15 protein-coding genes are annotated in these 13,765 nt (G+C 64.4%); 2 read left to right on the top strand and 13 right to left on the bottom strand.

Going from position 1 to position 13,765, the window contains the following annotated elements; translation table 11 throughout:
• The first annotated feature begins 21 nt into the window (after positions 1–21).
• Positions 22–384: an iron chaperone gene (locus ABIE35_RS13805; protein ID WP_232481469.1), complete on the top strand. Its 363-nt coding sequence runs from the start codon at positions 22–24 to the stop codon at positions 382–384.
• Here ABIE35_RS13805 and ABIE35_RS13800 read toward each other — a convergent pair whose 3' ends face one another.
• The 12 genes from ABIE35_RS13800 to ABIE35_RS13745 all read right to left on the bottom strand — a co-directional run bounded on the left by ABIE35_RS13800 (position 385) and on the right by ABIE35_RS13745 (position 11,841).
• Positions 385–1,188: an IclR family transcriptional regulator domain-containing protein gene (locus tag ABIE35_RS13800; protein ID WP_354515690.1), complete on the bottom strand. Its 804-nt coding sequence runs from the start codon at positions 1,186–1,188 to the stop codon at positions 385–387.
• A 105-nt stretch (positions 1,189–1,293) separates the two neighbouring features.
• On the bottom strand, positions 1,294–1,962 hold the full coding sequence (locus ABIE35_RS13795) for a 3-oxoacid CoA-transferase subunit B (RefSeq protein ID WP_354515688.1): 669 nt from the start codon (positions 1,960–1,962) through the stop codon (positions 1,294–1,296).
• A gap of 2 nt (positions 1,963–1,964) precedes the next feature.
• On the bottom strand, positions 1,965–2,651 hold the full coding sequence (locus ABIE35_RS13790; protein ID WP_354515686.1) for a 3-oxoacid CoA-transferase subunit A: 687 nt from the start codon (positions 2,649–2,651) through the stop codon (positions 1,965–1,967).
• Between the two features lie 5 nt (positions 2,652–2,656).
• Positions 2,657–3,877, bottom strand: a complete 1,221-nt coding sequence (locus ABIE35_RS13785) for a thiolase family protein (RefSeq protein WP_354515684.1) — start codon at positions 3,875–3,877, stop codon at positions 2,657–2,659.
• Between the two features lie 37 nt (positions 3,878–3,914).
• Entirely contained in the window at positions 3,915–4,346 is a 432-nt protein-coding gene (gene pcaC / locus ABIE35_RS13780; RefSeq protein ID WP_354515682.1) for a 4-carboxymuconolactone decarboxylase, read from the bottom strand.
• A complete protein-coding gene (locus ABIE35_RS13775; RefSeq protein ID WP_354515680.1) occupies positions 4,343–5,146 on the bottom strand; it encodes an alpha/beta fold hydrolase in 804 nt (267 codons plus the stop codon). The genes pcaC and ABIE35_RS13775 overlap by 4 nt, the downstream gene beginning before the upstream one ends.
• Positions 5,139–6,560 carry a lyase family protein gene (locus ABIE35_RS13770; RefSeq protein ID WP_354515678.1) on the bottom strand — a complete coding sequence of 474 codons (1,422 nt, stop codon included), beginning with the start codon at positions 6,558–6,560 and terminating at the stop codon, positions 5,139–5,141. The genes ABIE35_RS13775 and ABIE35_RS13770 overlap by 8 nt, the downstream gene beginning before the upstream one ends.
• Complete coding sequence (pcaG, locus tag ABIE35_RS13765; RefSeq protein WP_354515676.1) at positions 6,557–7,150, bottom strand: protocatechuate 3,4-dioxygenase subunit alpha; 594 nt, start codon at positions 7,148–7,150, stop codon at positions 6,557–6,559. Before pcaG ends, ABIE35_RS13770 begins: the two co-directional genes overlap by 4 nt.
• 4 nt (positions 7,151–7,154) lie before the next feature.
• Entirely contained in the window at positions 7,155–8,024 is an 870-nt protein-coding gene (gene pcaH, locus ABIE35_RS13760; RefSeq protein WP_354515674.1) for a protocatechuate 3,4-dioxygenase subunit beta, read from the bottom strand.
• A gap of 51 nt (positions 8,025–8,075) precedes the next feature.
• Complete coding sequence (locus ABIE35_RS13755) at positions 8,076–9,947, bottom strand: bifunctional sugar phosphate isomerase/epimerase/4-hydroxyphenylpyruvate dioxygenase family protein (RefSeq protein ID WP_354515672.1); 1,872 nt, start codon at positions 9,945–9,947, stop codon at positions 8,076–8,078.
• Positions 9,947–10,852 (bottom strand): shikimate dehydrogenase, encoded by a 906-nt coding sequence (locus ABIE35_RS13750; protein WP_354515670.1) that lies wholly within the window; start codon positions 10,850–10,852, stop codon positions 9,947–9,949. The genes ABIE35_RS13755 and ABIE35_RS13750 overlap by 1 nt, the downstream gene beginning before the upstream one ends.
• Positions 10,853–11,070: 218 nt before the next feature.
• Positions 11,071–11,841, bottom strand: coding sequence for an IclR family transcriptional regulator (locus ABIE35_RS13745; protein ID WP_354515668.1), 771 nt, complete (start codon positions 11,839–11,841; stop codon positions 11,071–11,073).
• A 206-nt stretch (positions 11,842–12,047) separates the two neighbouring features.
• Between ABIE35_RS13745 and ABIE35_RS13740 the strand changes: the two genes are divergently transcribed.
• Positions 12,048–13,385 (top strand): MFS transporter, encoded by a 1,338-nt coding sequence (locus ABIE35_RS13740; protein WP_354515666.1) that lies wholly within the window; start codon positions 12,048–12,050, stop codon positions 13,383–13,385.
• Positions 13,386–13,519: 134 nt separating this feature from the next.
• On the opposite strand, the gene ABIE35_RS13735 is transcribed toward ABIE35_RS13740, so the two are convergent.
• On the bottom strand, positions 13,520–13,765 hold the full coding sequence (locus ABIE35_RS13735) for a type II toxin-antitoxin system PemK/MazF family toxin (protein WP_354515806.1): 246 nt from the start codon (positions 13,763–13,765) through the stop codon (positions 13,520–13,522).

Below are 13,765 nucleotides of genomic sequence, written 5' to 3'. Positions count from 1 at the left end.
GCTGTACAAAAACTCCCGTCCATGGCGCAGGATTGGGCCATGGGAACCGTCACCGAATACCTTGAGGGCGTCAGCGAAGCCAACCGCTCGATTCTGGAGCGGATTGTGGGGATCGCCCGCGAACTCGCGCCCGACGCCGAAGAAGGCGTCAGCTACGGTATGCCTGCGCTGCTTGTTGACGGCAAGGGCTTCCTGAGCGTGCAGGAAACCAAAAAGCACCTGGCGTTGTACCCCTTCAGCGGGCAGATCCTGCCAGAAATGTCGGAGGAATTAGGCGGCTATTCCTGGTCGCCGGGCACATTGCGGTTCTCTGCCGACAATCCCGTGCCGGACTCGTTGGTACGCCGGATCCTGGAGACGCGGTTGGCTTCGATCCGGAAGTAGTCAGTGCTTCGCCGAGACGTCCTGCGAGATGGCGTTGGCCGTGGCCACCACTTCGGCCCGGACTGAATCCAGGTACTTCTCCGGATCCGGCTGCGCTGAGACGGCTTGGGCCTGCAGGGACACGTTGATCGCAGCCACATTGTCACCATTGTTGTGGTTCCACACGGGCGCGGCGATGGACATCAGTCCGATTTCCAGCTCCTGGTCGAGCAGGCACCAGCCTTGCACACGGACGCGCTCGACGGCGGCCCTCAAGTCGGGCACGCTGGCGACGGTTCGCGGGGTGAGGGGTTTCAATTCGGCGTTGGCCAGATACGCCTCAAGCTTGGCCTGCGGCAGTCCGGCGAGCAGAACCCGGCCCATGGAGGTGGCGTACGCCGGGAAGCGGGTGCCCACCGTGATGCCCACGTTCATGATCCGGCGCGTGGCGACGCGGGCCACATAGAAAATGTCGGGACCGTCAAGGACCGCTGCCGAGGTGGACTCCCCCAGTTTCACACTGAGCTGCTCCAAGTGCGGCTGCGCCAACTGGGGCAGGGACAGCGCCGACAGGTAGGAGTAGCCAAGCTGCAGCACCTTGGCCGTGAGCGCGAAGGTCTTGCCGTCGGTGCGGACGTAGCCCAGCTCAACCAGGGTGTGCAGAAAACGGCGTGCCGTCGCGCGGGTCAGGTCGGTGCGGGCTGCGACTTCGCTGAGGGTCATCACCGGGTTGTTCGCATCGAACGCACGGATCACCGCCAGGCCCCGGGCCAGCGACTGGACATACTGATCGCTGGCTTGAGGGGTTCCTGCGGAGTCGGTCATGGTTACCAATCCTAGATTGCGCTGCGGGGCCTACTCTGCACGCTAAGCGGGGCTCATAACGCGCAAAGCGGGCCCCACAACGGTAAGGGCCACAACTTGCGGGGCCTACTCTGCCTTCTTCAGCGGCAGCGGCACGAGTTCCTGGATCTCCTCGAAGGTGCAGCCGAACGTTTCGCGGACGGTGACGCCGTCGGGTCCTGTGAGGAACACTGCCTTGTCCGTGTACACCCGCGTCACACATCCGACGCCGGTCAGCGGGTACGTGCACTGCTCCACCAGCTTGGACACACCCTCGCGCGTCAGCAGCGTCATCATCACGAAAACGTCCTTGGCGCCGGTGGCCAGGTCCATGGCTCCACCGACGGCGGGGATGGCGTCTGGGGCGCCGGTGTGCCAGTTGGCGAGGTCACCGGTGGCGGAGACCTGGAACGCGCCGAGCACGCAGATGTCCAGGTGCCCGCCGCGCATGATCGCGAACGAGTCGGCATGGTGGAAGTAGGAGGCTCCGGGCAGCTCGGTGACGGGGATCTTGCCTGCATTGATCAAGTCACCATCGATCTCGTCACCAACAGCGGCCGGCCCCATGCCGAGCATCCCGTTCTCCGTGTGGAGCGTGATGTTCTGCTCCTCGGTGAGGTAGTTGGATACGAGGGTCGGCTGGCCGATGCCCAGGTTCACGAAAGAACCCGGGGCGATGTCGCGGGCCACCAGCTGGGCGAGTTCGTCGCGACCCAGCGGCTTCTCGGACGTCTGGATGCTTGTCTGGGTGCTCATGCTCAGGCCACCTTTTCTGTTGTTCCGGCAGAATCGACGCGGACCACACTGTTGACGTAAATCCCCGGGGTCACCACGTTCTCCGGATCCAGGGAACCGGTGGGCACGATCTCCGAGACCTGCACAATCGTGTGCTTGGCCGCGGCAGCCATGATGGGCCCGAAGTTCCGGGCGGTCTTGCGGTACACGAGGTTGCCTTTGCCGTCGGCCTTGAGTGCCTTGATGAGGGCAACGTCGGCGTGGATCGGCGTTTCGAACACCTGCCACTTCCCGTCCAGCAACCGGGTTTCCTTGCCCTCAGCCAACGTGGTGCCGTAGCCCGTGGGGGTGAAGAACCCGCCGATACCGGCACCGGCGGCTCGGATACGCTCGGCGAGGTTGCCCTGCGGAACCAGTTCCAGCTCGATCTCGCCGGCATGGAACTTGGCGTCGAAGTGCCAGGAATCGGATTGCCGCGGGAAGGAGCAGATCATTTTGCGGACCCGGCCTTCCTTGATCAGCAAGGCCAGGCCCTGATCGCCCTGGCCGGCGTTGTTGTTCACCACGGTCAGGTCCTTCGCACCGCAATCCATCAGTGCGTCGATCAGTTCGAACGGCTGCCCGGCGTTGCCGAAACCGCCGATCATCACCGTGGAACCGTCTTTGATGCCAGCGACAGCCTCGCCAACAGTGTCAATGAAATTCAGCATCGTCCTTAGGCTCCTTCCGAAACACCGGCAGTAACGTTTTCGAGCACCACGGCCAGGCCTTGGCCCACGCCGATGCAAATCGCCGCGACACCCCAGCGCTGGCCGGAGGCCTGCAGGGAACGGGCCAGCGTGCCCAGGATGCGTGTGCCGGAAGCCCCGAGCGGGTGGCCCATGGCGATCGCCCCGCCGTGCTGGTTCACGATCCCGGGATCGATCCCCCACGCGTCAACGCACGCGAGCGATTGCGCGGCGAACGCTTCGTTAAGTTCGACGGCGCCCACCTGGTCCCAGCCGATGCCCGCCTTCGCGAGGGCCTTGTTCGCGGCCTCCACCGGGGCAAATCCGAAGAACTGGGGATCGTTGCCGTGCGCGCCCCGGCCGGCAATGCGGGCCAAAGGATCCAGGCCCAGCATCCCAGCAGCCGCTTCCGAACCGATCCACGCCGCCGAAGCACCATCGGACAAAGGCGAAGCATTCCCTGCGGTGACCGTACCGCCGTCGGGCCCTGAACCCTCGGGACGGAAGACGGTCTTCAAACCGGCAAGCTTCTCAGCCGAAGAACCAGCCCGGATACCCTCATCACGGACAAGGTCGGTACCCGGGACCTGCGACACAAGGTTGTCGTAGAAGCCCTCGTTCCATGCAACATCGGCCAGGTTGTGCGAATCTGCCGCAAAAGCATCCTGCCGTTCACGGGTGATTCCGTACTTTTCGCGCAGCCGTTCGGTGGCCTCACCCAGGGAGATGGTCCAGTCCTTGTCCATGGCCGGGTTCACCAAACGCCAACCGAGCGTGGTGGACGCCAAGGTCATGTCACCGGCCGGGTAGGGCTTGGAGGTCTTCGGCAGCACCCACGGCGCACGGGACATGGATTCGGCGCCGCCCACGAGCATGAGATCGGCGTCGCCGGCGTTGATCTGCCGCGAAGCGATGATCGCAGCATCCAAGGACGAGCCGCAGAGACGGTTGACCGTGGTGCCCGGAATGGAGACCGGCAGGCCAGCGAGCAAGGTGGCCATGCGGGCGACGTTGCGGTTTTCCTCGCCGGCACCGTTGGCGTTGCCGAACACCACCTCGTCGATCCGCTCAACATCCAGCCCCGGCGCCCGCTTGACGGACTCTCGGACAACGTGGGCAGCAAGGTCATCGGGACGGACTGCAGCAAGGCCGGAGCCGAACTTGCCAAAGGGCGTGCGCACGGCGTCGTACACAAAAGCCTGGTTCATGGGTTTCTCTTTCGTTCTTCCCACCTTGGTGGGGGACTTAGTTGGGTTCGTTGGCGTCGATTTCGGCGAATACTTTCTGGGCCGTCTTGAAGGCCGAATTGGCCGACGGAACACTGCAATAAATGGCGGTCTGCAGCAGGATTTCCTTGATTTCATCCCGGCTCAGACCGTTGTTGAGGGCCGCCCTGATGTGCATGGCCAGCTCTTCCCAATGGCCATGGGCCACCAGTGCCGTGAGGGTGACAGCGGAACGCATTTGCCGGCTGAGGCCGGGTCGCGTCCAGATGCCACCCCAGGCGATTCTGGTGATCATGTCCTGATAGTCCTCGGTAAACGAGTCCTTGTTGGCGTTTGCCCGATCAACGTGGGCATCCCCCAGCACTTCGCGGCGGACCACCATGCCGGCGTCGTAGATGTCCTGGGCGGTGGCGTCGGGCTGCACGGCGCCGTTGTGGTCGGCAGTAGTCACAGTTCGTTCTCCTTCATGAAGGTGCGCATCAATTCCGCCACGGCGGCTGGTGCCTCTGCGGGCGCGAGGTGGGCGACGCCGTCGAGCGCTACAGCCTGGGCAGTACCGCCGCCTGCGGTGATACCGGCGGCAACAGCTTCGGCGAACGACGGCGGAGCAACAGAATCTTCGACGCCGGCAATCGCCAGCGTGGGGACGGTGATGCTGCCGAGCTGCTCGCGGACGTCGAACGAGGCAAGGGCTTCGCAGCAGAACGAGTAGCCGAACCGGTCGGCGTCGCGCAGGGCGTGCAGGAGGCGGCTGCTGATGTCCGGCTGGCGGTCCATGAATCCGGGCGCAAACCAACGCTCCGCGGAGCCTTGGATCATCACGGGAGTGCCCAGTTTGCGAACCGTCTCGGCGCGCTCCAGCCAGCCCTCCGGAGTGCCGAGTTTGGCACCGGTGCACTGGACCGACAGGCTGCGGAGGCGGTCGCCGTGCTTGATCCCGAGCTGCAGGCCGGTGGCCCCGCCCAGGGAGACGCCGGCGTAGTGGAACTTTCCGCCCGGCGAAACAGAGTCGACAAGATCGACGACGGCGTCAGCCAGTTCCGCAACATCGAAGCCTTCGGTGGCGGTCGGCGAGATGCCGTGGCCGGGGAGGTCCCAACCGATGACGTCATATTCGTCGCCGAGGAGGGCCGCGGTTTCCGTCCAAAGAATGGTGGATGTGCCCAGCGACGGGCCCACCACCAAGAGCGGTTTGGCTCCGAGTTCCCGCTGCGGGGAGAGCAGCACGGCCTTGACAGTTGGCTTAGCCACGAGTGGCTCCCTTCGATGAATATGCTGCAAAGTGCGGGTACGCGGCCAAGATCCGCCGGGTGATCTCCCGGGCCTCGCCAAGGTAGCTCGCGGGATTCAGCAGCGCCTCAAGTTCGGGGTCCGAGAGCTGACCCCCAGGCACGGTTTCGCGCAGCAGTTTGGTGTAAATGCGGGTCTGCTCGGCGGCAGGCGCCTTCAAGGTTTCGTCAACGACGGCCTGCAGCTTCTGCTTTCCGTCGTCCCCGAGGAGGGGTGCGACGGCGGCCACCACCCCTTCGCTGAGGAGCAGCGGTCCCGGGATGTCGAGGTTCCTGCGCATCGCATCAGGGAAGATGCGGAGACCTTCTGTGAGTTCACGGAGATGCCCGGCCGCGCCCAAGGCCAAGGCCAGCAACTGCCGCAGGGCCGGCCATTCACTGTGCCAGGCGCCATCCGGCCGCTCGTCGTTGAAGGTCGCCGCAGCAAGGTGCAGCTGGGCCGCGAGGCCGGGAGCCTGCAGCGCCGCACTACGAATCAGCACCGACAAGACAGGGTTCTGCTTCTGCGGCATGGCCGAGGAAACCCCGCGTCCGGCGGCCAAGGGTTCGCCGAGTTCGGCAACCTCCGGGCGGGTCAGGAACAGCAGATCCGCGGCGATTTTGCCGAAGGAATCGATGAGGGCGGCGAGCCCGTCGCCGAGGGCAGTGATCGCCAGGCGGTTAGTGTGCCACGGGGCGGGAGCGGGTGCGAGGCCCAGCCCCGAGGCCAAGGCATCGGCCAGCGTAAATGGCGTTGAAGAAGTACCAGCAGTCAGCTTGGTACCTGAGGCCAGCGTCCCGCCAGCCCCACCAAATTGCACCGGAAGCTCCAGGGACTCCAACCGTGCAGCCGCAGCGGCCACACCCTGGAACCACTGGGCGGCCTTGAGCCCGAAGGTGTACGGAAGGGCATGCTGCGTCAGGCTCCTGCCCACGCACAGCGTGTCCGCGTGCTCCTCCGCCAAGGCGGCGAGCGCCGTCGTCGTGCCCTTGGCCTCTGCCAGCAACGCCGTAACGGCGCGGCTGGCGAGCAGCATGAGGGCGGAGTCGAGGACGTCCTGGCTGGTCAGCGAGGTGTGGACAGCGGAATTCGCGCCAACGCCGGCGGTGTCCAACTCCCGGACCCGGGCCCGCAGATCACCGAGCAGCGGGATGACCGGGTTTCCGCCGCCCTGGGCGCGTTCCGCTAGTGAGAGAACGTCGTAAGAACCGGCATCGGCGGCTTCGGCCACCACGGCGGCGGATCCGGCGGGAACGAGTCCCGCCTCCTCAAGGACGGCAGCCCAGGAGGCTTCGACGTCGAGGATCGCCGCCATCACGGCACGGTCGCCCGTCAGCGCCGCCACAGCGGGCGACGCCGAGACGGGGCTGAGGAGGCCGAAGTCGCCGTCGGTCATGCCGGGTTTTCCGTCTTAATGTCCAGCGAGCCGTCCTGCTGGAAATCCAGGAAGACGGTCTCGTCGCCACCCTGCAGGCGGATGTCCCAGGTGAGGCCACCGTCAGGGTCGCGGCGGGCGATGAGCGTCTTGCGGCGCCCGGGGTCCAGGGAGCTCAGCAGGGGATCGTTGGCCAGGGCTTCCTCATTCTCCGGTAGGTAGACGCGGGTGAAGAGGCGGTTCATGAGGCCACGGGCAAACACGGCCACGGAGATGAACGGCGCTGCGCCCGGCTTAAGCGGGCCGGGGTTGACGGTGGTGAAGGTGTACACGCCGGAGTTGCCAACGGAGCCGCGGCCCCAGCCGGTGAACGTGTAGCCGTCGCGGACCAGGGAGCCGGTGCGCTGGACGATGTTGCCTTCGGAGTCCGGCTGCCAGATCTCCAGAATGGCGTCGGGGATGGCGTTGCCGGCGCCGTCGTACACGGTGCCTTGGAGGCGGATGCTGCCAGGGCTGCCAGGTGCCAGGAGTTCGTTGTCCTTGTTAAAGGGAAGGGCGTAGCCGTAGAAGGGGCCTACGGTCTGGCCCGGTGTGGGTGCCAGCTTGCTCATGCGCTTACTCCTCGTCCCCGGCGTCGCCGTACGCTTCGTTTTCGGTCCAGGTCCGTTTGGAACCGGTCAGGATGATGTCCCACTTGTAACCGAGGGCCCATTCCGGGCTGGTCAGCTCATGGTCATACTGTGCCACCAGGCGGTCACGGGCATCCTGGTCCACGATGGACTGGTAGATGGGGTCAAGCGGGAAGAGCTGGTCACCGGGGAAGTACATTTGGGTGACGATTCGCTGGGTGAACTCGGAGCCGAACATGGAGAAGTGGATGTGCGCCGGGCGCCAGGCGTTCAGGTGGTTCTTCCACGGGTATGCGCCGGGCTTGATGGTGGTGAAGCTGTAGGAGCCGTCATCACCGGTAATGCAACGGCCGACGCCGGTGAAGTTCGGGTCCAGCGGTGCGGGGTGCTGGTCGCGCTTGTGGATGTAGCGGCCTGATGCATTGGCCTGCCAGATCTCCACGAGCTGGCCTGCCACCGGACGGCCATCACCATCCAGGACGCGGCCGGCCACGATGATGCGCTCACCCTGCGGTTCGCCGTTGTGCTGGATGGTCAGGTCGGATTCCAGGGCATGCACGTCCTGGTGTCCGAACGCCGGCGAGTAAAGCTCAATGGTCTCCGGGTCCGCGTGGTGCAGGCTCTTGGTGGGGTGGCGCAGGATGCTGCTGCGGTACGGCGCGTAGTCCAGCCGCGGCATGGTCTCCGGCCCCTTGCCGTTCTTCAACGCCTCGGCGTAACGGTCCCCGATGCCCTTGATCTCAGCACTGAGATCGGATTGGGTTTCCACCTTCTTGGCGTGATGGGCGGCGTGTGGCTCAGCGGGCGGCACGAGTTCCTCGGATTCGAGCGCCTGTGTTGTCTGTTCTTGCGGCACGGCCGGCTCCTTTCGGTTGATGGGTTCTCTTGGGTCTGCGGGGCGGCGGGTTTACACCCGGTGGAGCGAGTCGTATTGGACGGCGTGGCGCACCGGAGCGTTGGGCGCCCCGTAGCCGTCGTAGTTGCCGCGGCGTTCCACCATTTCGAAGAACACACTGCCCACTGTGGCGGTGTAGAAGTGGAGGAATTCGCCGTTGGCGTCCCGGTCATACAGGAGGTTCAGTTCCTTGAGGGTGTCCAGGAAACCGGGTTCAAGATCGAACCGGGCATCCAGGTCCTCGTAATAGTTGGCCGGAATCTGCAGGAACTCAAGGCCCCTTTTGTGGGCGGACCGGGCAGTTGCCACGAGGTCGTCCACGGCGAAGGCGATGTGTTCCTGGTACGTTTTGCGGGCTGTTTGGGCCTGCTGTGCGGGCGCCAAATTCAGGACCAGCCTGATCGCGCCGTTACTGGTCTCCATGACTTGTGAACGGACCAAGCCGCTGGGGCTGGGGACTTCGGCGAACGGCTGCGGTTCCAAAGCCAAAGCGCTGGTGTAGAAGAGGACGGCTTCGTCAAAGTGTTGCCACGGCTGGGCCAGGTTTACATGGTCAATCACTGCGTTCTGTGCGCTGGGAGCGTGCTCCTGGCCTTCGCCGAACTCGTGCGTCCACGCCGCGGTCCCGTCCGGGCTGCCTTGGCAAAGGAAGATCTCGGTGGAGTCCGGTGCGGAGATGCCTTGGAAGACTTCCTCGTCAGCCTGGACCTTGCGCGCCACCACGGGCGCCTTGAGTTGCTGGGCGCGAGCGGAGGCAATCACTGGAGAGTCGACGTCGAACCCCAGAGCGGCAATGGCCGGTTCAGCGTCTTGTGCCGCCTGTTCGTTGATGATCACGCGGGCCTGTCCCATGGTCCATAGCTGGACGTCCTTGGTGCGGTGCCGGCCTTGGAACCCGAAGCCAAGCTGGCCCAGGAGCTTCTCCAGCTGAGCGGTGTCGTCAGCCTTGACCTCGGCGAAGTTGAAGCCTGCGGGCTCGTTCACCTTGGGCAGCGTGGCCAGTTCCATGGGATAACGACGGCGGGACGCACCGCCGTTGCCGGCCGCGGCTTCGGTTGGGCTGCTTGCCAGCCACTGGGCGCTCTGCTCCTCCAGCCAGATCAAGGAACGCATGGCGTCGACGGCGGTGCGCTCGGTGTCGGACTGCCGGAAGACGTCATTGAAGACTTCCAAAGAGACCGGACCCGTGTAGCCGGCCCGGACCACGTGGCCCATGAACTTGGCGAGCTCGAACTGGCCTTCACCGGGGAACACGCGGTAGTGGCGGCTCCAGGAGAGGACGTCCATGGTGAGCTTGGGGGCATCGGCAACCTGGACGAAGAAGATCTTCTCCGCGTTGATGTCCTCGATGGGCGCCGTGTCCCAGTCACGGGAGAGGATGTGGAAGGAGTCCAGGCAGGTGCCCAGGTTGGGGTGGTCCACCATTTCAACCAGGCGGTAGGCGTGCTCGTAGTCGTTGACGTACTTGCCCCAGGCCAGGGCTTCGTAAGCAACCCTGACGCCGTGGGCCCCCGCAAGGTCGGCGAGTTCAGCCAGTTGCCCTGCCCTAAGGGCATCGTCGTCGATGGTTGCCGTGGCGACATTGGAGCACACCAGGATGGTGTCCATGCCAAGGCGTTCCATCAGGTTGAACTTGGCCTCGGCGCGCTTGAGGTTGGCCTTCAGCAAGTCCGGAGTGACGCCGTCGAAATCGCGGAACGGCTGGTACAAATCCAAGCCCAACCCCAGGTCCGCCGCCATTTTCCGGACTTCTTCCGGGCTGTGCGGCGAGGTCACAAGGTCCTGCTCGAAGATCTCGATGCCGTCAAAGCCCGCAATGGCGCAGGCCTGCATCTTCTCCTTCAGGGTGCCGGAGAGGCAGACCGTGGCGATTCCGGTGCGCATCAGTGGGCAGCCTTCGCAAGCTCGGGGGCTGCGGCATCTTCAACGGCGATCAGCTCCAGGAAGTGTGCCCGCATCCGTTCACGGTTGGCTTCGCGTCCAGTGATGAGCTGGAAGGCGTCGGCCGCCTGGCCGACCGCCATCCGACCGCCGTCGAGGACTTCGCAGCCCTTGGCGCGCGCTTCCCGAACCAGCTGCGTCTCGATGGGGCGGTACACGATATCCGCCACCCAGTGGCGCGGTTCCAGTAGTTCGATGTCCAGGGGAAGGCCGGGGTGGGCCGCCATGCCGATGGGGGTGCAGTGCACCAACCCGTCGGCCTGGGGCATGATCTGGCTCAACTCCTCGGTGCTTCGCGGCGTGACGGTGGCTTCGGGGAAGAGCCCGCCGAGCTCTGCGGCACGTTCGGCAGCGCGGTTAGGGTCCATGTCCACGAGGTCCAGCGTGCTCACACCGGCCGTGAGGAGCGCGTAGGCCACGGCCGAGCCGGCGCCGCCTGCGCCCAACTGGACCACGCGGTCCAGCGTCGCCCCAGGGAGTCCGTCGGCGAGCGCCGAGCCGAAGCCGGAGAAGTCGGTGTTGTGGCCGATCAGCCGACCATTTTGAATCAGGACTGTATTGACAGCACCCAGGCGACGGGCGTCGTCGGAAATTTCATGAAGATGCTCCAGCACCAGCTGCTTGCAGGGGTGCGTGATGTTGAGGCCGTTGTAGCCCATGCGCTGGGCTGCGGTCAGGAGATCCCCGACGGCGGTGGCCGGCAACACGAGTTCCAGCAGGTCGATGGGGCGGTACAGCAAGCGAAGGCCCTGCACGTCGGCTTCGCGTTCGTGCATGGGCGGCGTGAGCGAGGGCATGACGCCTTCACCTATGAGGCCCACCAGAACGGACTCGGCTCGGTTGCTCATCCTAAAGCTCCTTTGACTTCAGCACCGCGGTCTTTCGGCGCCTTCTCGGGGCGCCGCCGGACCGGGTGTTCTTTAGATTACTACAAGTGTTCATATTCCGCACGCTTGTTCTTATCGCGAACATTTGCCTTGTTTGGCAATGGTGCCTGGGTGCGTTGCGAGGCCTGCTCTGCGCGGTATTTCGAGCATTTGGGGCGCAGAGCAGGCCTCACAACGAACTAGCGCTGGGGCAGGCGGGCCGCGAGTTCAGCCGCAGCCTCCTGCAGGGTGGGTACGTGCGCGATGAGCTCTTCCATGGTGAGGCGGAAGACCGGCACGGCGACGGCCACCGAGGCGAAGGCGTGGCCCTGCGAGTTGAGGACGGGAACAGCGACGGCGCGCATGCCGATCTCATTCTCTTCGTCCATCACCGCATAGCCCTGCCGGCGGACCTGCTCGATCTCCGCGCGGAAGGCGTCGCGGTCGGTAATGGAGCGCTCCGTGAGGGGATCCAGGGGAAGTTCCTCCAGGAGGTGCTTCCGCTCGATCTCTTCCTCGAAAGCCACAATTGCCTTGCCGACTGATGTCGTGTGCAGCGCCCCGAGATGGCCGGGGTCGCTGGTGACGCGAAAGGTCTTGGGGCCATCCACCTTGTTCACCGTCAGATGGTGGTTGCCATCGCGAACGGAGAGGATAGTGGCCTCATGCGTGCGCTCGGTAACGCGCTGCAAGACAGGCAGCGCAGTGGCGGCGAAGCCATGATGGTTCGATACGCGCTGGCCGAGCTGGAAGACGCGCAAGCCCAGGTGGTACCGGCGCCCATCGGGCTCGTAATCCACAAAGCCATCGCGTGTCAGCGAGCCCAGCAGGCGGTACGTGGTGCTGAATGGCAGCCCGGCACTCCTCGCAAGATCCGCCGCACTGGCGCCTCGTGGCTCGTCGCCCAGTAGCACCAACAAGCTCAGTGCCTTGCCGACCATGTCGGTCTTTGTGTCCTCTTTCACACTCATAGCTCGATGCTCTCACATAGTGAGAGCTATTTCTAGATGGTGGCGACATCTCTTGACAAGTGACCCCACTCACAGCCACTATTGCTGTATTGCACAAGTAGCTCTCACCATGTGGTTACTTGTATGGGATTTGACCGGCCGCACCTCGCTTGGGTCTCCCCACAGAAGCCAGATCCGCGACATCGTCGTCACAGAAGGAACCACCCATGAGCCAAACAATGCCGTCAGCGACGCCAGGCACTGAAACCGCCGCCGGAACCCCTAAGAAAGCCGCGCTTGCCAGCTTCCTGGGCAGCGCCGTCGAGTACTACGACTTCTTCATCTTCGGCTCGGCCGCGGCCCTGATCTTCCCCCACGTGTTCTTCCCGTCCGCCGATGCCAACGCGGCCATCATGTCCTTCGCGACCTTCGGCTTCGCCTATGTTGCCCGCCCCGTGGGCGCCGTGATCCTCGGCCACTTCGGTGACAGGATCGGCCGGCAGAAGGTGCTCATGTTCACCTTGGTCCTGATGGGTGCAGCTACCTTTGTGATCGGCTGCCTCCCCGACTTCAAGACCATCGGCTGGTGGGCTCCCGTCCTGCTTGTTCTGGCCCGTCTTTGCCAGGGCCTCTCCGCTGCCGGCGAGCAGGCAGGAGCCTCGTCCATGACCCTGGAGCACGCTCCGGACAACCGCCGCTCGTTCTTCACCTCGTGGACCCTCACCGGTACACAGGGCGGCCAGATCCTGGCAGCGCTGGTCTTCATTCCTGTGGTGGCCCTGCCTGACGAGATCAAATACGGCATTGGGTGGCGCATCCCGTTCTGGCTCAGCGCCGTGGTGGTTCTGGTGGCGTTCTTTATCCGCCGCACGCTGCACGAGCCCCCGGCCTTCGCCGAAGCCAAGAAGAACAACGAAATCTCCAAGCTCCCTGTTGCCGATCTGCTCCGCCTGCACTGGCGCGATGTCCTGCGCGTCGTCTGCTGTGCCTTCATCGCCGCAGTGAGCACCGTGTTCGGAACGCTCGCCATCAAGTACGCCCAGGACGTCGCCGGGGTCAACAGCACCATCACCCTGTGGCTGGTGGTCGTAGCCAATGTGGTGGCCCTCGGAACCCAGCCGCTGTTCGGCATGCTCGCGGACAAGATCGGCCGGAAGCCCGTCTTTATCTATGGAGCTTTCGCCAGCGCCATCATGACCCCAGTGTTCCTGCTGACTCTGGAATCCGGCGTGGTGCCCCTGATGTTCCTGGTGTCCGTGCTGTTCTTCTCCTTCGGGTACGCCGCTGCCAACGCAGTATGGCCATCCTTCTACGGTGAAATGTTCAGCACCAAGGTCCGCTTCTCCGGCCTGGCTATCGGCACGCAGCTCGGCTTCCTCATGGCAGGCTTCGCCCCGGCCATCGTGACTGCACTGGGCGGAACAAAGCCGGGCGGGTGGGTGCAGATCTCCATCTTCACCGCCGTGATCTGCGTGATCGCAGCCGTCTCAGCCATGACGGCCCGCGAATCAGCCAAGACCCCCACGGCGGAACTCGGCCTGCACAAGCAAGCACAGCACGCCTAACCCTGACGCTTCTTCCCACTCAGCTGGGACCGAAGCAGCGAAAACCCGGAGTGTCACGTGACATTCCGGGTTTTTCGCTTGCCTAAACCTGAGGGGTCAAAACTCTCGGAGGAGGCCCGGAGCTTTACGCTGCGTCACCCAGCGAGACCCAGGAAAACCAGCAGCGCTCTCTCTACATCTACAAGCTGGGTTGCCGTAACTCTGCCGAGTCGATGGTGGACGTTGCTTCGCCTCACCGTTGTGGGCTTGTCGATCATGACGTGACTGACCTGTCGAAGGCCAGTTCCCGAGCTTGGTTCCACCGCGATTCGCAACAAGGGGGCATCCACCAAGGTGCTGGTCAATGGCAGCACAGTGACAGAGTCAGTTTTGGGCGCTAT

This window comes from Paenarthrobacter sp. 4246 (genome assembly GCF_040546855.1).
GTDB lineage: Bacteria > Actinomycetota > Actinomycetes > Actinomycetales > Micrococcaceae > Arthrobacter.
This window is presented reverse-complemented; position numbering and strand designations above follow the sequence as displayed.